The sequence below is a fragment of the Devosia sp. 67-54 genome (assembly GCF_001899075.1).
Taxonomy (GTDB): domain Bacteria; phylum Pseudomonadota; class Alphaproteobacteria; order Rhizobiales; family Devosiaceae; genus Devosia_A.
Genome location: NZ_MKVA01000005.1, coordinates 244,005 through 262,284, shown reverse-complemented (window position 1 = coordinate 262,284; position 18,280 = coordinate 244,005). Strand labels below are relative to the sequence as shown.

Genomic DNA, 18,280 nt, shown 5'->3' with positions numbered 1-18,280 from the left:
TCAGGCCTTCTTGAGCCGCGGATCGAGCAGCACATAGCTCAGATCGACGATGAGGTTGGAGACCAGCATGGCGCCGGTCATGATCAGGAGCTGGCCCTGGATCACCGGATAGTCGCGCGCGAGGATCGCCTGATAGAACAGATTGCCGAGCCCGGGATAGTTGAACACCACCTCGGTCACCAGCGAGCCGCCCAGCACCGTGCCGATGGCGATGGCGAGACTGGAGAACGTCGGCAGCAGCGCGTTGCGCGCCGCGTACCAGAACAGCACCCGGCTCTCGCTCAGCCCCTTGGCACGGGCCATGACGATGTAGTCCTCGCCCAACAGGTTGATCATGTTGTTGCGCATGGTCACGGCGAAACCGCCGATCAGCACCGTCACCAGCGTCAGCATCGGCAGCGTGCCGTGATAGACGACGCTGCCGATATATTCGGCCGAAAACGCCGGATCGAGCAGCGGGTCGGCGGAATAGCCGCCGGGGAACCAGTTGAGGCTGTGGCCGAACACGAACAGCGCCACCAGCGAGATCACCACCGCCGGCACCGAGCTGAAAAAGATCGAGAGCATCGACACCACGGTGTCGAACAGGCTGCCCCGCCGCCACGCCGCGAGCGCCCCGAGCAGCGAGCCCAGCGTGAAGCTGACGAGGGTGGCGCTGCCGACGAGGCCAACGGTCCACACCAGCGCTCGGGCCAGCAGCTCGGTCACCGGCAGCGGGAAGTATTTGATCGACACCCCGAGATCGCCGGTGAACACGCTCTGCAGATATTTGAGATATTGCTCCCACATGGGCGCATCGATGAAGCCGAAGGTCAGCTTCAGCGCGTTGAGGTTTTCCATGGAGAGCTGCGAGCCGGCGCTGGCGAACATGATCTGGATCGGATCGCCCGGCATGATGCGCGGCAGGAAGAAATTGACCGTGGCCGCCGCGACGAACGCGACGACGTAGAATGCCAGCCGCCCGAGCAGAAAGCGCATTGAACGTCGGTCTCCGTGCGGCGGGAGGCGGGGCGCACCTGCCGGCGCGCCCCGCCATCGGGACTTACTTCGCGACCGGCTTCAGGTCGAGCAATTGCAGCAGCCGCGCCGGGTTGGCGTTCGACACCACCGGCGAATAGGCCGGATTGTCGGCATTGGCCCAGCCGGTGAAGCGCTTGGTGCTGTACTCGTAGAAGGACGGGCTGTTGTACACCGGGATCACCGGCATCGCCTCGGCCACCTTGAGCTGGATGGCGTCCATCAGCTTCTTGCGTTCCGCCGGATCCTTCTGCTGCGTGTACTTGTTCAGCATGTCCATGACCTCCGGATCGGTCCAGCGCTGCGCCGAAAAGCGGCTCTTGCCGAAATCGTCCGGATTGAACGAGCGGATATACGGGAAGTACGGGTCCGCCGCCGAGGCCAGCGCGTTCAGCGTCATCGAATATTTGGCGCCGATCAAATCGGAGGCCCACACCGCCTCTTCGGGCGTGCTCATCTTGACGTTGAGGCCGGCGCCCTTCAGCGACTCGATGGCGATCTGCACCGCGTCGATCCAGTCGGTCCAGCCGTTCGGCACCTCGATGTCGATGGCGATCGGCGTGCCATCCGGATTGTCGCGGAAGCCGTCGCCATTGGCATCCTTGTAGCCGGCCTCGTCGAGCAGCGCCACGGCGGCGTCCTTGTCGAACTTGCCGTATTTGCCGAACTTCGTCGCCACCTCGGGATTGGCGAACGCCTTGTAGAGCTCGCCCAGCATGGACGGGTCTTCGTTGATCAGCGGATAGCCGTAGCCGGCCACGTCGACGATGGTCTTGCGGTCGATCAGCATGCTGACCGCGCGGCGGAACTTCACGTCGTTGAACGCCTTGTGGTCGTTCGCGTCGGTCGTGGCGAGGTTGAGCGAGAACGACACCAGGCTCGACGGCGTGAACCAGTATTTGTTGTGCTCGGGATCCTTGGCGACGAAGGTGTTGTCGATGTCGGGCACGAAGCTCGTCGCCCAGTCGAGCGTGCCGTCGGCCAGCGCCGCCAGCACCTGCGGGTTATCGGCGAGCTGCGGCAGGCGGATGCAATCGACCGCGAGGTCTTTCGCGTCCCAGTAGTTCGGGTTGCGGCACTGCTCATAGACCTGCGGCGTGAACCGCGTGATCTCGGTCAGCGGCCCCGAGCCCACCGGATTCTCGTTGGCGAAGGTCACCGGATCGTCGACCTTGGACCAGATGTGCTGCGGCACGATCGGCATCGACACGATGGTGTTGGCGATCAGCGAATTGGGCTGCTTGAGGTTGAAGCGCACCGTCTGGTCGTCGACCTTTTCGACCGAGTCCAGCAGCGCCGACACCGAGACGAAGTCGAGCGCCGGGAATTTCTTGATGTAGTCGTAGGTGAAGACCACGTCGTCGGCCGTCAGCGGCTGCCCGTCCGACCATTTGAGGCCCGAACGGAGCTTGAAGGTGATCGACTTGAGATCGTCCGCCAGCTCGTAGCTTTCGGCCAGCCGGAAATTCGGCTCGTTGCCCTTGAGCCGGTTGAAGATCACCAGCGGCTCGTAGATGAACTCCTTGGTCGTGGCGCGGGCGGAGGTCTGCCCGAACGGATTGAAGTTGCGCACCCAGGTGGTAGTCTGCTCCGAGCTGACCGTCAGCACGGTCTGCGCCATGGCCGGTGCCGCCATGGCGAGGACCATGGCCGAAGCGGCCAGGATCGCTTTGCTAGTCAACATTGCATGTCTCCTCTCGTGTGTCGGCACTACGCTACGCAATACCGCTCTCCCTGAAAATCCTCTCGACCTCGGCGTGGACGGCGGGAACGTCCACCCGAAGCGCGCCGCGCCGCGCCTCGGCGCGGGCGATGCGGGCAAGGCTCGCCGCGCCGAGCGGGCGCGCCGCCCCGGCCGCCTCGATATTGGCCGGCATGTCGCCCTTGCTGTAAAGCGCGATATCGTAGCCCGCCGCCAGCGCTCCGCCGACGCGCGAGGCGACGCTGCCCTCGAGCGCCTCCATCGACAGGCAGTCGGTGATCAGCACCCCGTCATAGCCGAGCTCGTCGCGGATCAGCCGGCAGAGCACCGGCGAGACCGACGCGGCGCGCTCGGGATCGATCTGCGTGAAGATCAGATGCGCCACCATCGCCCACGGACAATCGCGCAAGGCGACGAACGGGCGGAAATCGCTGCCGCGCAGATCCTCGAGCGTGGCGTCGACCACCGGACAGTCGAAATGCGGATCGACCGCGACCCGGCCGTAGCCGGGAATGTGCTTGATGACGGGCAGCTCGCCGACCTCCAGCATGCCGTCGACGATCTCGCGTCCCATGACCGCAACGAGGTCCGGATCGTCGCCGAAGGCGCGCTGGCCGATCACGTCATGGGTGTCGCGGCGGGCGAGGTCGATCACCGGTGTGGTGCCGCTGTCGATGGTCAGCTCCGCCATCAGCGAGCCCATCGCCTGCGTCGAGAGGCGCAGCGCACGCTTGCCGAGCTCGAGGTCCCGCCGTGCCAGCGCCCCGAAGGCGCCGAGGCTGCGGAAGCTCGGCCAGCGGCCATTGTCGAGCCGCTGGACGCGCCCGCCCTCCTGGTCGATGAACACCGGCGCATCGGCGCGCCCCACCGCCTCGCGAAACTCCGCCGTCAGCCACCGCGTCTGCTCGGGCTCCTCGAGATTGCGGCGGAACAGGAACAGCCCGAGCGGGTTGGCGTCGCGCAGGAAAGCGGCCTCGTCCGCCGTGAGGCGAAGTCCGGCGACGCCGACGAACAGGGCAAGAGGTGGGGTGGACGACACTGTTCGGTCCTGCGTTACGAGGCCGCCGGCTTCAGCCGCAGCAGCCCCTGGTAGATGTCTTCCCTGTCGGCCGGGATCGGCAGCGCGCCGACGGCGTTGACGTAGAAATCGACCGGCCCGGCCGAGCCGATGACGGCATAGGCGTAGCCGTGCGCTTTCATGGCCATGAGCGTGTGGTAGAACAGCGCCAGCCCGATCTTCCTGCCGCGGGCGCTCTCGGCAACTCCCGTCGGGCCGAAGAAGCCGCGCGCCGTCGCATCGTAGCAGGCAAAGCCGACGAGCTCGCCATCGACGACGGCGACCAGGCAGCCGGGCGGCTGGTGCGCCATCGCCACCGTCGCCTCGCTCACCCAGTAATCGCTGAAATTGGCCTTGATCCAGCCGGCGACGATATGGAGCTCGGGGGGCAGCGCCACGCGGATGGTCGCCGCGACGCCGGCGACCCGCGCCGCCAGCGCGTCGAGCCGGCGCGAATAGAGATTGACCAGCAGATCCGTCATTCGCCTCTTGCCTCGGCCGCGCGGGCGGCGCGCCCCGCCACGACCTTAGCATTACTGGCGGGTGGTCGATCCAGTGCAATTTGACCGAAGCGGGCGGCCCGCGCCCCTACTTCGTCGCCCCCGAGGTCAGGCCCTCGATGAACTTGCGCTGGAAGATCAGGTACACCACCACGATCGGCGCGATGACGATCACCGCGCCCGCCGTCAGCACCGGCGTGTTGATGGTGTACTTGCCCTGGAAGAACAGCGCGCCGATCGGCAGCGTGCGCAGCGAATCGTCGTTGACCAGGATCAGCGGCAGCAGGAACTCGTTCCAGGTCCAGATGAACAGGAACAGCGCCAGCGTCGACACCGCCGGCGCCAGCAGCGGCACGATCACGCGCAGCAGCACCTGCGGCCGCGTCGCGCCGTCGAGCACCGCCGCCTCCAGCACCTCGGTCGGCAATTGCCGCATGGCGCTGGCCATGAAGATGGTGGCGAACGGCACCGACAGCGCGATCTGCGTCAGGATCAGCACCCAATACGTGTTGATCAGGTTGAGATAGAGCATCTCGTAATAGAGCGGGATGATGAAGGCCTCGGTGGGCACCATCATGCCGAAGGTGAGGATGACGAAGATCGACTTCTTGAACGGAAAGCGCAGATAGGCGAAGGCGAATCCGGTGATCACGCCGAGCACGATGCTGACCGCCACCACCGGCACCACCACGATCACCGAGTTGACGAAATAGGTGCCGAACCGCCCGTCGGTCCACGCCGCGACGTAGTTCTCGAAATGCGGATAGTCGGGCAGCGCGAAGGCGCCCTTCAGCACGTCGGCCCGGCTCTTGATCGAGGTCAGCAGCAGCAGCCCGAACGGCACCACCGTGATCAGCCCGAACAGCCACAGCACGATGCGGAACGGCACCGTCGGCGCCGTGGACACTCCCGAGCGCGCCATCAGACCGACGACCTGTCGAAGCGACGCATGCCCTGGTGGATGGCGAAGTTCACGACGAACACCAGCAGCGCCCCGATGATCGCCACCGCCGCCGCATAGCCGTAGCGGTTGAGCTGGAAGCCGAGCTCGTACATGTAGATGTTGGGCACCAGGGTCGCATTGCCCGGCCCGCCACGCGTCATGGTGAAGATCAGATCGAAGCTCTTGATCGAGGCGATGACGGTGAGCAGCAGCACCACCCGCACCTCCGGCATCAATTGCGGCAGCGTGACGTGCCAGAAGCTCTGCCAGCCCTTGGCGCCGTCGGCCCGCGCCGCGTCGAACAGCGACGGGTCGATGCGCTGCATGCCCGACAGGAACACCACCATGCAGAAGCCGAAGAAATACCACACCGCCACCGCGCCCACCGCCGGCAGCACCCAGGTGAAATCGCCGAGCCAGGGCAGCGCGATCTTGCCCAGGCCCACCGCCTTGAGGATCTGGTTGAACGGCCCGAACGCCGGATTGTAGAGCCACTGGAAGATGATGCCGAGCACCGCCGTGGGCATGATGTAGGGCAAGAAGAACAGCGTGCGCAGCACCAGCCGCTCGCGCTGGCCGACCACGCTGATGATCGCCGCGAGGCAGATGCCGATCACCAGCGGCAACACGCAGTAGAACACCATGAATTCGGCGTTGTTGCGCAGCGCGATGTAGAACTCGTGGTCCGAGAACAGCTTGATGTAGTTCTGCAGCCCGACGAAGCTCGGCACCACCAGCCCGTTCCATTCCGTGAGGCTGATCACCACCGCCGCCAGGATCGGCACGAACACGAACACCGCGTAGATCAGCAGGCCCGGCAGCACGTAGAGCAGATTGCCCTTGCCCATGCGGTCGAGGATCGATGCCGGCTCCTCCGGCCGGGCGCGCCTGCGGGTCCCGCCCGGGATACGCCCGCTGTCGCCAATGCTTTGTTCGGTGGTCGCCGCCATCGTCCCCCCGGCCGTTGCGAAAGGCCGCGGCTACCTTGCGGGCAGCCGCGGCCGGTTGTCGAGGGCTTGTTACTTGCCGACGCTCTTCATGTAGGCCTGGTAGTCGGCATCGAGCGCATCCACGAAGGCCTGCGGAGTCATGTCGCCGGCCAGCAGATGGGGCATGTTGTCGTCATAGGTCTTGAGCATCGTCGGGCTCGCCCAGTCGGCATAGTGGCCGAGCGCGTTGTTCTCGGTGATGGTCTTCCACATGGCGAGGCCTTCCTTGAGCAGCGGGCTCTTGACGGCGCTGTCGTCGGTCGGGGTCGAGGACGGGAAGAAGCCCGCCGCCGCCCACACATTCGCCGCCTCGGGCGACACCATGTAGTCCATGTACTGGGCCGCCAGGTCCTGCGTCGCCTTGTCCTTGGCGTTGGAGGTGATCGACCAGCTGAGGTCGACACCGCCCACCGTCAGCGGCTTGCTGACGCCGGCCGGCGCTGGCACCGGCATGAAGTGGATGTCCGGGTTGGCCTGCATGTCACCGAAGTACCAGGTGCCGTCGAGCAGGAAGGCGCCCTGCCCGGCAACGAACAGCTGCACCGCGTCATTGCCGGCGATGCCGGAATAGCCGTCGATGAAATAGCCCTCCTTGGCCCATTTCTGCATGGTGGTCGCCGCATCGAGCGCCGCCTGGGTCTTGAAGGTGCCACCGCGGCCGTAGATCACGTCGTCGAGCGCCTTGCGGTTGGAGGCGTCGATATGGGCCTGCTCCATGCCGGTGAGCATGTGGAGCGCGATATGCTGCTTGGCCGTGCCGATGGCGAAGGCCGGAACGCCCTTGGCGTGCAGCGCATCGGCGTCGGCGAGAAGCTCTTCGAAGGTCTTTGGCGGCGTCGAGATGCCGGCGTCGGACAGCACCTTCTGGTTGTAGAAGAGACCCACCATTTCGCCGAGGCCGGACACGCCATAATAGTGGCCCTCGCCGAACTGGCCGCTGTCGGACCATTGCATGCGCGCCAGCACGCCCTCGCCGAACCGCTTGTCCCAGCCATACTGCTTCACGTAGTCGTCGATGGGCAGCAGCAGCTTCTGCTTGACCATGGTGCCCTGGTCGGCGGCGCCCTGGTTGACCTTGGTCACCTGCGGCCCGTTTCCGGCGGCGACCGTGAGCTTCAGCGTCATCGACAGATCGTCGAAGGTGCGCGCCGTGCGGTTGATGGTGACGCCGGGATGCGCCGCCTCGAAGTTCTTGTTGAGCTGCTCGATCACCGCATTCTGGCCGACATCGGTATAGTCGTCCCAGGTGACCAGCGTCTGCGCCTGCGCGGCGCCGCCGAGGCCGGCGGCAAGCGCCGCTACGGCGATGCCCGCGGCCCCGAGCCGCAGGCGGTTGCTGAGAGTGTCATGCATGAGTCCAGTCTCCCTTTCCGTGGATTGTGTTGATCGTTGTCCCCGCGATCGGGCTTGCGCGACGATCCCGGGAACGGTAGCTCGCTGACGCCGGCCAGGTCCGGCGACAGGATTGACGATGACCAATGAACCGCGTGCGGCGTACCGCATCCGCCGCTTCGAGCCGCACGACATGGCGGCGCTCTACGAAATCTGCCTGCTGACCGCCGACAGCGGCGTCGACGCCAGCGCGCTCTACAGCGACCGCCGGCTGCCCGGCTACATCTGGGCCGCGCCCTATGGCGCGCTGGAGCCGGATTTCGCCTTCCTGCTCGCCGACGGCGACCGCGTGCTGGGCTATGTCGTCGCCGCCCCCGACACCGTCGCCTTCGAGGCACGGCTCGAGCGCGACTGGTGGCCGAAGGTGCGCGCCGAAGTGGCCGGCATGACGCCGCAGAAGCCGCTCGACGAGGGCGTGCTGCGCCGCATCGCCACGCCCGAGCGGCATGAGACGGCGCTGCAGGACTATCCCGCCCATCTGCACATCAATCTGCTGCCCGAAGCGCAGTCCGGCGGCTGGGGCCGCCGCATGATCGAGACCGAGCTCGATGCCCTGCGCCGCGCCGGCGTTTCTGGCGTGCAGCTCGGGGTCAGCCCCGACAATGAACGCGCCAAGGGCTTCTACTCCCATGTCGGCTTCACCGACATCAGCGGCCCCGGCCACGTGACCTACGCCATGACGCTGCGCTGAGCCCGACGTCGCGGCCATCATGACACCGCCTCCGCCGTGCGGCGCACGGATGGCGACTCGTCCAGCGCCGCCGCGCCGTATTTGAGCGCCACCGCCGCCGGCATCGCGCTCCAGCCCTGCAGCGCCGAGCCGCGCCCGAACGGCGGCGAGAAATATTCGACCGCCCCGGCCCAGCCATTGGCGAGGCACATCTCCCACCAGCGCAGCAGCGGATAGCGCGCGCCGCCCAGCCCGCGGCGCAGCCGCTCCTCGGCGTAGAGCCCGTCGAGATAGGGCCAGTCGGAACCATTGTGATAGCGGAACGGGAACGCCGTCTTGGCGCGGATGTCACGCGCGCGCTTGAACGGCGGATAGGCGCACAGCATGCCCCAGTCGCCATAGGGCTGCTCGGTGTTGTGCCGCGATTCCAGCGTACGCTCGATCGAGCGCAGCACCCGCACCGCCTGCTCGTCGGGCACCGCGTCGTAGCGGCTGAGCGTCAGGCTGTCGAGAACGAGGTGATCCTCGACGAAGCCGTCCGGCGTCGCATAATCGGCATAGCCCTGCCGCGCCTCGACCCAGAGCCGCCCGTCGATCGTGCGCCGGGCCCGTGCCGCCGCCTCGCGCGCCCGCGCCGCCAGTACCGGATCGAGCGTCGCGCCGAGCCGCGCCGCCACGTCGAGCGCTCCGACCCACAGGCCGAGGTCGTACGCCACCAGCCCTTCGCGATACACATTGTCGGCCCAGTCGCGGTCGTGCCGCGGCTTCAGCGGCAGCCCGTCCGGCCCCGCCAGCCTGAAATAGCGTTCCAGGATGGCGGCGATGACCGGCCAGTGCCGTTCGGCTTCCGCGCTGTCGCCGGTCTCGCGCACATAGTCGCCGACGGTGAGCACGAAGAACAGCGGGCTGTCGAAATGGTCGCTCCACCAATCCTCCGGCCGCAGGTGATGTTCCTTGTAGCGGTCGGGGTGGTCGCGGAACGCCCGCCACGCCTTCGACTGCGCGCGACCCGACAGGATCACCCCGCTGGGCGCTTCGCCGTCCGGCTGCACCCCCTTGGCGAGCAACCGGATCTGCTCGCGCACCGCGTCCGGCCGCAGCGCCAGCAGCGGCTGCAGCGTCCAGTAGCCGTCGCGATAATAGGTGCGCGCCGGCGAGCTGTAGGCCTGCCCGGCGGCGAGCCCGGCAAAGCCGCCCTGCTCGTCGGCGCGGATGCTCGACAGGGCTGCGTGCACGCCCTGTACGACCATGCTCCGCAGCAGCGGATCGGCCTCCGCCATCAGGTCGCAACGGCGGACATACGCCTCGGCCTCGGCGACGATCTGGTCGGCCGTGAGCCGCATCGCGCGCGCCGCCTCCGCCTGGTCGACGCCCACCGCCAGCAGCAAATCGTCGCCGCGCTGCTCGACCTGCAGCACGCCCCAGGGCAGTTCCATGACGCGCCCGGCGGCGGTCGCCCGCCAGACCGGCCGCGCCTCGGCCGCGGCGATCTCGTGCCACCAGGCGCAGCGACGCGCCGGAAATACCCGCGCGGCGCCGCCACCGCGCACCAGCAGCACCGGCGCCGACTGCGCCACATGGATGCTGCCGTTGCGGCCGATCACCCGGTTCGGCGCATAGACATAGGGACCGGCGAGCGGCGAGAATCGTACCCGGCCCAGCCGGCCGACGCCCCACAATGACAGATCGACGGCGCCATCGGGAAAGACGTCGCCCTGCAGCCGCGGCGCCATCACCGGCAGCAGCACCGGCGCCTCGGCGAGGAGCGCCCCATCGGCGCGCGGCGTCAGCATGATGCCACCCGGACGGGGGCCGACCGGCATGCTGCCGGGGCGGCGCTTCCGCCCCGGTGCAACGGCTGAGCGATGTCAAAGCACGTCGCCATCCTGCCGCCCCCTCTGTCCGCCGGACAGTGTTCGAACCACACGACACTGTGGCGACAGACGCGCCTGTATGTCAAGGACCCGGACAAATTGCGCAAAAATCTGCGTCCGTTCTCGCAATGCGAGCCCGAAACTCACGCCGGCATTTGACGCCGGCCTGCTTATTTGTCAGTGTCCCGGACAAACCAAGAGGCATCGTCGTATGGAAACGCCCGATCCGCCCGTTGCCCGACAAATCTCGCTCTATGCCGTCATCCAGGCCATCCTGGCGCATGGACCGACATCGCGCGCCGATCTCGCCAAGCGCACCGGCCTCAGCAAGCAGACCATCTCCGAGGTGGTGTTCGAGCTCGAGACGGCCGGCTGGCTGAAGCCGCAGGGCCGCACCAGCGGCAAGCCCGGCCGCAGCGCGGTGGTGTACGAGATCGACGGACGGGCCGGCCTCGCCGCCGCCATCGATCTGGGCGGCACCAAGCTCAACGTCGCCATCGGCGACCTCGTCGGCAATGCTCTCGCCGAGAGCCTGGTGCCCACCGATGCGCGCGGCGGCCTCTACGTCGTCGACCAGATCGCCGCGCAGATCGAAACCCTTTCCGGCCAGCTCGGCGTCACCACCCGCGAGCTCCGGATCGCCGTTCTAGGCACGCCCGGCGTATTCCAGTCCGAAACCACGCACATCGATTTCGTGCCCAACATTCCCGGCTTCGGCGAGATCGACGTGCCGACGCAGCTCCGACAGCGGCTCGGCATCCCGGTGCTGATCGAAAACGACGTCAACCTCGCGGCGCGCGGCGAGCAATGGCGCGGCCACGGCGCCGGCATCGGCAATTTCGTCTTCATCGCCTTCGGCACCGGCGTCGGCATGGGCATCATCGCCAACGGCCATCTGCTGCGCGGCGCGCGCGGCGCCGCCGGCGAGATCGGCTATTTGCCGCTTGCCGGCGACCCCTACGACCCGCGCGGCTTTGCGCTGGGCACCTTCGAATCCTCGGTGGGCAGCGCCGCCATCGCCGAGCGCTATGCCGGCTTCGGCGGCCGCCGCGGCCTCACCGTACGCGACATCTTCGCGGCGCTGGCTTCGGGCGATGCCGCCGCCATCGCCACCGTCGAGGAAACGGCACGGCTGATGGCGCTCGCCATCGCCGCCGTCGGCGCCATGCTCGACCCCGAGATCGTCATCCTCGGCGGCAGCATCGGGCTGCGCAGCGAACTGCTCGAGGCCATCCGCCGCTATTTGCCGCGCTGCACCCCCACGCCACCCCGCATCGAGGCGAGCGTGCTGGGCAACCGCGCCGCCCTCATCGGCGCGCTCAGCGTCGCCATGGAGCGCATGCACGACGACCTGTTCGGCGTCGGCGGCCTGCCGATGCCGCCGATGCTGGCGTCGGCCCGCCGCCCGGCAGCCCTCGGCGTCACCGCCGAAAAGTAGGAGCTATCCCAGCACCCGGTGCAGCACGCCCTGCAGGTGCCGGTCGAGCGCATCGGCCGCGGCGTCGGGGGCGCGCGCCTCGACGGCGTCGATGATCGCCACGTGCTCGCGCATCGCCTTGATCGTGCTGCCGGTGTTGACCGCCTCGGGGTTGATCAGCCGCAACAGGTACATCTTGCGCTGCAGCCGCGCATAGACCGACGCCATTTCGGCGTTGCCGAAGGCGCCGATGAAGCTGCCGTGAAACTCCGATTCCAGCGCCCGCACCGGGGCGCGATAGCGCTTCTCGTCATCGACCTCGGTGACGAAGGCGATGATGTCGTCATGCGCCTTGCGGTTGCGCGCCACCCAGCCGGCGGGCGCAGTGCGCGCGAAGCGCCTCAGCCCCTCGCGCTCCAGCATGCCGCGGAACTGGAACGTCTCGCGCACGAACTGCACGTCCGGGTAGAATATCGTTATGCCGATGCGCCGCCGTACCGTCAGCAGCCCCTCCGCTTCGAGCAGCGTCGTCGCCTCGCGCATCGGCGACAGCGAGATGCCCAGGATGTCGCACAATTCGTCCTGCCGCAGCGTCTGGCCGAGGCTGATCCGCCGCTCCACCAGCGCCGCAAAGAACGCCGCATAGCCCGGATGCAGCGCTGTCTCCGCTCGTTCCCGTGCTGCCAATTCACCCCCTGAAAGGCACCGTTTAGCTCGTTGACATCGCTAGGACCGGCCCTTAGCCTCGCCTTTATCGCCCCAATAAATATATTTCAACTGGTGGCGCGCAACCAACCGGCAAGGGGCGGATGCCGGCGAGAGGCCGGCCGGCCGGGGTGCGACCGAGGGAGGAAGACCACATGAGTGAGGCAGACAAGTCCAAGTTGACGCCCTGGACACGGCGCAAGGTGCTGGGCGCTGCCGCGGCGAGCACCGCCGCCGTCGCGCTTGGGGCGGGCCTGGCGGCGCCGGCGCGCGCCCAGGGCAAGAAGCTGACCTATTGGGGCGGCCTGATCTTCTCCGACGACGCCAATAAGCTGCTGGTCGACACCATCAACGATTGGGGCGCCAAGAACGGCGTCGCCACCGAGGTGGTGATGATCAACCAGAACGAGACGACGCAGAAAGTCTCGGCGGCGGTCGCCTCCAACTCCATGCCGGACGCGCTCGACGTCGGGCTCGGGCTCGGCCTGCTGCTCGGCCGGCAGGGCGTCTTCACCACCCTCGACGATCTCTACAAGAAGATCGGCGACGCCCAGGGCGGCTGGTATCCGGGCACCGACAAGGCCAGCGACACCACCGCTGCCGCCGGCGGCCGCATCGGCATCCCGTTCGGCGTCAACGGCAATCTGCTGTTGCGCCGCAAGGACCTGCTCGAGCCCAAGGGCTTCAAGGACGCGCCCAAGACCTGGGCCGAGCTCGCCGAACAGGCGGCCGCCGTCAACGCCCCGCCGGTCTACGGCCTCGGCCTCGCCCTCTCCAATGTCGGCGACGGCAACGTGCAGATCAACGTCATGCAGGCCTATGGCGGCCGCATCGCCGACGACGAAGGCAAGAAGGTCACCATCAAGTCGGAGGAAACGCGCGCCTATCTGCAATGGCTGAAGGACGCCTGGGACAAGGGCGTGTTCCCGCCGGGCAACACCACCTGGGACGGCGCCGGCGACAACCAGGCCTATCTCGCCGGCCAGGCCGCCTTCATTGCCAACACCGGCTCGGTGGGCATCGCCGCCAAGAAGGACGACCCGGACCTGTTCGAAAGCAGCGCCTTCTCCGCGCTGCCCGGCGGCCCCAAGGGCGTGGTCTCGCCGATCGACGTGCAACTGCGCGTGATCCCGAAAGCGAGCCCGATGCAGGATGAGGCCAAGGCGCTGATCGAGTACCTGTCGAACCCCGACTTCATGAACGCCTATTTCAACGTCGCCATCTACGGCCCGGTGCTGAAGGCGCAGGAGAAGCTCAAGGCCTTCGACGGCTCCAACTCCATCCTCGTCGGCCTGCTCGGCCTGGCGCAGAACGGCACGGCGCCGGCCTATCCCGACGTCTACAACGCCGCCTATGCCGACATGTCGTCCAACTTCATCATCCCCAAGATGGCGCAGCGCGTGGTGATCGACGGCTGGGACTTCGACAAGGCGATGGATGAAGCGCAGGCGCAGGCGCAGAACATCTACGACAAGTACAAATAGCCGACGGCCAGGCGGGCGGCTCCTCCCGGCCGCCCGCCCCTTTTTCTCAGACAGCGGACGAATGGCCGAGATCACCCAGTCCCCAGGCGCCCTGCCGGCCCGCCGCGGTGTTTCGCGGCTGACCCTCTTCGCTTATCTGCTGGTGGCGCCGGTGGTGCTGCTGATCGTCGGCCTCGTCGCCTATCCGTTCCTGTTCGCCATCTGGATTTCCTTCACCGACCAGGTGGTGGGCAATGTCGGCAAATGGATCGGCCTCGCCAACTTCATCTATCTCAGCAAGAACTCGACCTTCGTCTCGTCCATCTGGAACACTATTACGATGGTGCTGGTGTCGGACGGGCTGAAGCTGTGCATCGGGCTTGGCCTGGCGCTGCTCGTGCACCAGCACCTGCCGGGCCGCGGCCTGTTCCGCTCGTTCCTGATGCTGCCCTGGGCGATGCCGGCCTTCGTCGCCTTCCTCACCTGGCGCGTGCTGTACCAGCCGATCGGCGGCGGCATCAATCTCATCCTCACCGCCACCGGCATCCATTCCGGCGTGATCGACTGGCTCGGCCAGCGCTCCACCGCCATGCCGGCAGTGATCTTCGCCACCGTCTGGCGCGGCTTTCCGTTCTGGTTCGTGTCGTTCCTCGCGGCCCTGCAGGCGGTGCCCAAGGAACTCTACGAAGCGGCGCGCGTCGACGGCGCCACCGCCTGGCAGCAATTCTGGACCGTCACCATCCCCGGCATCCGCCAGGTGATCATCGTCACCACCCTGCTCTCCTCGATCTGGACCGCCAACGGCTTCGAGAACGTCTGGCTGCTGACGCAGGGCGGCCCGTCCGACGCCACGATGGTGTTTCCGGTGCTCGCCTATTTCGGCATGCAGACGCAGCGCCTCGGCGAGGCCGCCGCGGTGTCGGTCTATACCCTGCCGGTGCTGATCGTGCTGGTGCTCATCGCCACCACGCTGATGCTGAGGGACGAAGATTGACCGCCGAAGCCATCACCGCCCGCAGCGCGAGCCGCGACATCAGCCGCGCCAGCCGCCGGGTCCTCACCGGCCGCATCCTGAGCTATGTGGCGCTGGTGCTCGCCGTGCTGCTGGTGCTGTTCCCCATCTACTGGATGGTCGCCACCTCGCTGAAGGTGCCCAAGGAGATCTTCCGCCAGCCCTCGCTCATCCCGATTGCGCCGACGCTCAACAACTACGTCACGCTGCTGTTCGAAAAGGACTTCCTCGTCGCGGTCAAGAACAGCCTGATCGTCGCCACCACGGTCACCGTCATCTCGGTGCTGATCTCGTCCTTCGCCGCCTATTCGATGGTGCGCTTCCGCTACCGTTTCCGCGGCCTCATCGGCCGGCTGATCCTGTTCGCCTACCTCACCCCCACCTCGCTGCTGTTCATCCCGCTGTCCATCGTCATGGCGCAGCTCCGCCTCGGCAATTCGCTGTTCGGGCTGATCCTGGTCTACCTCACCTTCTCGCTGCCGCTTTCGACCTGGCTGCTGCAGGGCTATTTCCGCTCGGTGCCGCGCGAACTCGAGGAACAGGGCATGGTCGACGGCCTGACGCGCTTCGGCGCGCTGCTTCGCATCGTGCTGCCGCTGTCGGCGCCGGGCCTCGCCGCCGTCGCCATCTTCACCTTCACCGGCGCCTGGAACGAATTGCTGCTGGCGCTGGTGCTGATCACCTCCGACAGCCAGCGCACGGCGCCCCTGGCGCTCAACTACCTCATCACCTCCGACGTGCTGCCCTGGGGTCCGCTGATGGCGGGCGCGGTGCTGTCGTCGGTGCCGCTGATGATCCTCTATTTCGTCGCCCAGCGCTTCATGGTCGCTGGCATGACGGCCGGTTCAGTCAAAGGATAGGACAACATGAAGATCCGCGTTGCGGTGGGCCAGTTTCACGATCTGACCGATGAGCGGTTGCGCTTTGCCGCGCAGATCGGCGCCACGGGCCTGCAGATGAACAACCCCTCTCTCCCCGGCGACGCGCGCTGGGAGGAAAAGGACGTCCGCGCCCTGGTCGAGAAGGTCGAGAGCTACGGCCTCAAATTCGAAGCCATCGAGAACGTCCCCACGCATTTCTATCACAAGGTGATGCTGGGCCTCGACGGCCGCGACGAGCAGATCGAGAACTACCAGGCGACCATCCGCGCCGTGGCCCGCGCCGGCGTGCCGGTGCTCGGCTACCATTTCATGCCCAATTCGGTGTGGACCACCGATCGCGCCGCGGAAACCCGTGGCGGCGCCGTGGCCCGCCAGTTCGACATGGCGGTGGTCGAGGCCAACGCCGGCAATCTCGAGCTTCTGCGCTCCTACATGCCGACGACGCTCGGCCGCGCCTCCTCGATGCCGCTCTTCGGCAAGGACGGCCCGGTGATCAGCGAAGAGCAGATGTGGGCCAATTACGAGTATTTCATCAAGGCGGTGCTGCCGGTGGCGGAACAAGAGGGCATCCGCCTCGCCCTGCATCCGGACGATCCGCCGGTGCCGATGCTCGGCGGCGTCGCCCGCCTGTTCTACCGGCCCTGGGGCTTCAAGCACGCTCACGAGCTGGCGGGCGGCAGCCCGGCCTGGGCCCTCGACCTCTGCCTCGGCTGCTGCTCGGAAATGACCGGCGGCAAGGCCAACGTCACCGAGATGATCGAGTATTTCGCGCCCAAGGGCGCTATTGCCTACATCCATTTCCGCGACGTGCGCGGCACCGTTCCCAACTTCACCGAATGCTTCATCGGCGACGGCAATTACGACCCGGCCGAAGTGATGGTGCTGCTCGCCAGGAACGGCTTCGACGGCTTCCTGCTCGACGACCACGTGCCCAAGATGGACAACGACAGCGACTGGAACCATCGCGGCCGCGCCCACGCCATCGGCTACATGCAGGGCCTGATCCGCATGGGCGAGTATCTCAAGGTCGGCCAGTAGCCGGCATGCCTCACGGCGCCGCGGGCTGACGCGGCGCCGGCGACTCTGCTACCAGTGCGGCGCTATCCTGCCCGGAATTTGTCAGCACGCCATGCCCATCGAGCCCTACGCCGTCGACCAGCTCATTTCGGCCAAGGCGATCGCCGCGCGCGTCGAGGCGCTGGCGGCCGAGATCACCGAGCATTTCCGCGGCACCGACAAGCTGGTGGTGATCGGGCTGCTACGCGGCTCCTTCATCTTCATCGCCGATCTGGTGCGTGAGCTGGACCTGCCGGTCGAGGTCGATTTCCTCGAAGTCTCGTCCTACGGCAACGCTACGGAATCGAGCCGCGAGGTTCGCATCCTCAAGGACCTGCGCGGCGAGATCGAGGGCCGCGACCTGCTGGTGGTCGAGGACATCATCGACACCGGCCGCACCCTCAGGCACGTCCTCGACATCCTCGCCACCCGCCATCCCAACCGCGTCGAGGTCTGCGCCCTGCTCGACAAGCCGTCGCGCCGCGAGGTCGACGTCAAGGCGCGCTGGATCGGCTTCGAGATTCCGGACAAATTCGTGGTCGGCTACGGCATCGACTACGCCCAGCGCAACCGCACCCTGCCCCATATCGGCGCCGTGCGCTTCCTCAAATAGAAAGCGGCGGCCCTGGGGCCGCCGTCGAGTTTGGGCTTCGTCTGTGGTCTTAGTGGTGCTGGCTGGCGATGATGCTGCCCAGGATGCCGCCGAAGATCAGGGCGCCGACCACGAAGGCGGCCGGCGGGAAATAATAGCCCTCGTAGTAACGCCAGCCCGGATGGCGGTGGCGGTCGCCGCGATGGCCGTTGAGGTACGCGTAGTTGCCGCGCTTCTCGAACCGCCATTTGTGCGAGTGGTCGTAGGATCGGCCGTAGGGCGCGGCCTGCACCGGCGCCATCGTTGCGGCCATGGTGCCCAGCGACAGGGTTGCGATGCAGACGGCTGAAATGATCGTCTTCATGTTCATCTCTCTCGATTTTGGGGTTCGAGGGAGCAACGGACGACTGCGCGTGTGGTTTCGAGGCAGAGATTAAAGCTTTTGTCATGGAACCTTTTGGCGTCCGCAAAGGCGGCCTTCCAAGCGGCTCGCGGGCATTTTCGCACGACCACCAAGGACTTCGCCCGTCCTGCCGTCTCATGGGCATCACAACCGCGCGGCCAATCGCGCTGACATGGAGCCTACGATGACCTCTCACCTTCGATCGATCGCCGTCCTGCTGATGGTTGGCGCGGCGCTGGCAGCCAGCCCGGTGCTCGCCGCCGACTCCGTCGACGGCAATCGCGGCCCGGCCGACCGCGGGCTCAACCGCGACGCGCCGATGAGCCTGCCCGGCCCGGTGAGCGCGCAGCCGATGCCGAAGGTCGACGCCGATGCCCTCAGCCGCAGCATTTTCGGCCAGGACGAAGCGAGCGCGCTGGATGGCCTCGCAACGCTCAGCGTCTCCTCCGACGGCGCCACCAGCGAGACCCCCGCCTCAGGCGACCTCCGCGACATCTTCGAGGCCGAAATGCAGGGCCGCAAGGCCGGCAGATAAGGCGCCGCCCCGGACGCAGAAGGCCGCCCGATCGCCCGGGCGGCCTTCCTCATGTCACGTCGAACGCGGCCG

The 18,280-nt window shown here is 67.0% G+C and carries 18 protein-coding genes; 8 read left to right on the top strand and 10 right to left on the bottom strand.

What is annotated here, in order from left to right; translation table 11 throughout:
• From BGO82_RS06295 to BGO82_RS06265, 7 genes are all read right to left on the bottom strand, one after another.
• Positions 1-978, bottom strand: coding sequence for an ABC transporter permease (locus BGO82_RS06295; protein ID WP_291304710.1), 978 nt, complete (start codon positions 976-978; stop codon positions 1-3).
• Positions 979-1,042: 64 nt separating this feature from the next.
• Positions 1,043-2,701, bottom strand: a complete 1,659-nt coding sequence (locus tag BGO82_RS06290) for an ABC transporter substrate-binding protein (protein ID WP_291304709.1) — start codon at positions 2,699-2,701, stop codon at positions 1,043-1,045.
• Positions 2,702-2,732: 31 nt separating this feature from the next.
• Positions 2,733-3,758 (bottom strand): glycoside hydrolase family 3 N-terminal domain-containing protein, encoded by a 1,026-nt coding sequence (locus tag BGO82_RS06285; RefSeq protein ID WP_291304708.1) that lies wholly within the window; start codon positions 3,756-3,758, stop codon positions 2,733-2,735.
• Positions 3,759-3,772: 14 nt separating this feature from the next.
• Entirely contained in the window at positions 3,773-4,258 is a 486-nt protein-coding gene (locus BGO82_RS06280; RefSeq protein WP_291304707.1) for a GNAT family N-acetyltransferase, read from the bottom strand.
• Positions 4,259-4,364: 106 nt separating this feature from the next.
• Complete coding sequence (locus BGO82_RS06275; protein WP_291304706.1) at positions 4,365-5,198, bottom strand: carbohydrate ABC transporter permease; 834 nt, start codon at positions 5,196-5,198, stop codon at positions 4,365-4,367.
• Positions 5,198-6,067, bottom strand: a complete 870-nt coding sequence (locus BGO82_RS06270) for a sugar ABC transporter permease (protein ID WP_291305684.1) — start codon at positions 6,065-6,067, stop codon at positions 5,198-5,200. Before BGO82_RS06270 ends, BGO82_RS06275 begins: the two co-directional genes overlap by 1 nt.
• A gap of 171 nt (positions 6,068-6,238) precedes the next feature.
• Positions 6,239-7,561 (bottom strand): extracellular solute-binding protein, encoded by a 1,323-nt coding sequence (locus BGO82_RS06265; RefSeq protein ID WP_291304705.1) that lies wholly within the window; start codon positions 7,559-7,561, stop codon positions 6,239-6,241.
• A gap of 118 nt (positions 7,562-7,679) precedes the next feature.
• Here BGO82_RS06265 and BGO82_RS06260 point away from each other — a divergent pair, with 118 nt between their 5' ends.
• A complete protein-coding gene (locus tag BGO82_RS06260; protein WP_291304704.1) occupies positions 7,680-8,291 on the top strand; it encodes a GNAT family N-acetyltransferase in 612 nt (203 codons plus the stop codon).
• Between the two features lie 17 nt (positions 8,292-8,308).
• Here the strand turns inward: BGO82_RS06260 and BGO82_RS06255 are convergent, their stop codons facing one another.
• The gene (locus tag BGO82_RS06255) at positions 8,309-10,063 is read right to left on the bottom strand and encodes a glycogen debranching protein (protein WP_291304703.1); all 1,755 of its coding nucleotides are present in this window, start codon (positions 10,061-10,063) and stop codon (positions 8,309-8,311) included.
• A 292-nt stretch (positions 10,064-10,355) separates the two neighbouring features.
• On the opposite strand from BGO82_RS06255, the gene BGO82_RS06250 reads away from it, so the two are divergent.
• On the top strand, positions 10,356-11,582 hold the full coding sequence (locus BGO82_RS06250) for an ROK family transcriptional regulator (protein WP_291304702.1): 1,227 nt from the start codon (positions 10,356-10,358) through the stop codon (positions 11,580-11,582).
• 3 nt (positions 11,583-11,585) lie between these two features.
• Here the strand turns inward: BGO82_RS06250 and BGO82_RS06245 are convergent, their stop codons facing one another.
• Positions 11,586-12,248 (bottom strand): GntR family transcriptional regulator, encoded by a 663-nt coding sequence (locus BGO82_RS06245; RefSeq protein ID WP_291304701.1) that lies wholly within the window; start codon positions 12,246-12,248, stop codon positions 11,586-11,588.
• A gap of 173 nt (positions 12,249-12,421) precedes the next feature.
• Between BGO82_RS06245 and BGO82_RS06240 the strand changes: the two genes are divergently transcribed.
• The 5 genes from BGO82_RS06240 to hpt all read left to right on the top strand — a co-directional run bounded on the left by BGO82_RS06240 (position 12,422) and on the right by hpt (position 17,291).
• Complete coding sequence (locus BGO82_RS06240; RefSeq protein WP_291304700.1) at positions 12,422-13,750, top strand: extracellular solute-binding protein; 1,329 nt, start codon at positions 12,422-12,424, stop codon at positions 13,748-13,750.
• A 61-nt stretch (positions 13,751-13,811) separates the two neighbouring features.
• Complete coding sequence (locus BGO82_RS06235) at positions 13,812-14,723, top strand: sugar ABC transporter permease (RefSeq protein WP_291304699.1); 912 nt, start codon at positions 13,812-13,814, stop codon at positions 14,721-14,723.
• Positions 14,720-15,601, top strand: coding sequence for a carbohydrate ABC transporter permease (locus BGO82_RS06230; protein WP_291304698.1), 882 nt, complete (start codon positions 14,720-14,722; stop codon positions 15,599-15,601). The genes BGO82_RS06235 and BGO82_RS06230 overlap by 4 nt, the downstream gene beginning before the upstream one ends.
• Positions 15,602-15,607: 6 nt before the next feature.
• Positions 15,608-16,660 carry a mannonate dehydratase gene (locus BGO82_RS06225; protein WP_291304697.1) on the top strand — a complete coding sequence of 351 codons (1,053 nt, stop codon included), beginning with the start codon at positions 15,608-15,610 and terminating at the stop codon, positions 16,658-16,660.
• Between the two features lie 91 nt (positions 16,661-16,751).
• Entirely contained in the window at positions 16,752-17,291 is a 540-nt protein-coding gene (gene hpt, locus BGO82_RS06220; protein ID WP_291304696.1) for a hypoxanthine phosphoribosyltransferase, read from the top strand.
• 49 nt (positions 17,292-17,340) lie between these two features.
• On the opposite strand, the gene BGO82_RS06215 is transcribed toward hpt, so the two are convergent.
• Entirely contained in the window at positions 17,341-17,634 is a 294-nt protein-coding gene (locus BGO82_RS06215; RefSeq protein WP_291304695.1) for a hypothetical protein, read from the bottom strand.
• Between the two features lie 223 nt (positions 17,635-17,857).
• Here BGO82_RS06215 and BGO82_RS06210 point away from each other — a divergent pair, with 223 nt between their 5' ends.
• Complete coding sequence (locus tag BGO82_RS06210) at positions 17,858-18,208, top strand: hypothetical protein (protein ID WP_291304694.1); 351 nt, start codon at positions 17,858-17,860, stop codon at positions 18,206-18,208.
• Positions 18,209-18,280 lie beyond the last annotated feature (72 nt).

What these genes read in the sequence shown, in the direction of transcription:
- BGO82_RS06240 (WP_291304700.1), top strand. Translation starts at nt 12,422, where the DNA reads ATGAGTGAGGCAGACAAGTCCAAGTTGACGCCCTGGACACGGCGCAAG.
- BGO82_RS06290 (WP_291304709.1), bottom strand. Translation starts at nt 2,701, where the DNA reads ATGTTGACTAGCAAAGCGATCCTGGCCGCTTCGGCCATGGTCCTCGCC.
- BGO82_RS06260 (WP_291304704.1), top strand. Translation starts at nt 7,680, where the DNA reads ATGACCAATGAACCGCGTGCGGCGTACCGCATCCGCCGCTTCGAGCCG.
- BGO82_RS06255 (WP_291304703.1), bottom strand. Translation starts at nt 10,063, where the DNA reads ATGCTGACGCCGCGCGCCGATGGGGCGCTCCTCGCCGAGGCGCCGGTG.
- BGO82_RS06265 (WP_291304705.1), bottom strand. Translation starts at nt 7,561, where the DNA reads ATGCATGACACTCTCAGCAACCGCCTGCGGCTCGGGGCCGCGGGCATC.
- BGO82_RS06235 (WP_291304699.1), top strand. Translation starts at nt 13,812, where the DNA reads ATGGCCGAGATCACCCAGTCCCCAGGCGCCCTGCCGGCCCGCCGCGGT.
- BGO82_RS06270 (WP_291305684.1), bottom strand. Translation starts at nt 6,067, where the DNA reads ATGGGCAAGGGCAATCTGCTCTACGTGCTGCCGGGCCTGCTGATCTAC.
- BGO82_RS06210 (WP_291304694.1), top strand. Translation starts at nt 17,858, where the DNA reads ATGACCTCTCACCTTCGATCGATCGCCGTCCTGCTGATGGTTGGCGCG.
- BGO82_RS06225 (WP_291304697.1), top strand. Translation starts at nt 15,608, where the DNA reads ATGAAGATCCGCGTTGCGGTGGGCCAGTTTCACGATCTGACCGATGAG.
- BGO82_RS06280 (WP_291304707.1), bottom strand. Translation starts at nt 4,258, where the DNA reads ATGACGGATCTGCTGGTCAATCTCTATTCGCGCCGGCTCGACGCGCTG.
- BGO82_RS06275 (WP_291304706.1), bottom strand. Translation starts at nt 5,198, where the DNA reads ATGGCGCGCTCGGGAGTGTCCACGGCGCCGACGGTGCCGTTCCGCATC.
- hpt (WP_291304696.1), top strand. Translation starts at nt 16,752, where the DNA reads ATGCCCATCGAGCCCTACGCCGTCGACCAGCTCATTTCGGCCAAGGCG.
- BGO82_RS06215 (WP_291304695.1), bottom strand. Translation starts at nt 17,634, where the DNA reads ATGAAGACGATCATTTCAGCCGTCTGCATCGCAACCCTGTCGCTGGGC.
- BGO82_RS06250 (WP_291304702.1), top strand. Translation starts at nt 10,356, where the DNA reads ATGGAAACGCCCGATCCGCCCGTTGCCCGACAAATCTCGCTCTATGCC.
- BGO82_RS06295 (WP_291304710.1), bottom strand. Translation starts at nt 978, where the DNA reads ATGCGCTTTCTGCTCGGGCGGCTGGCATTCTACGTCGTCGCGTTCGTC.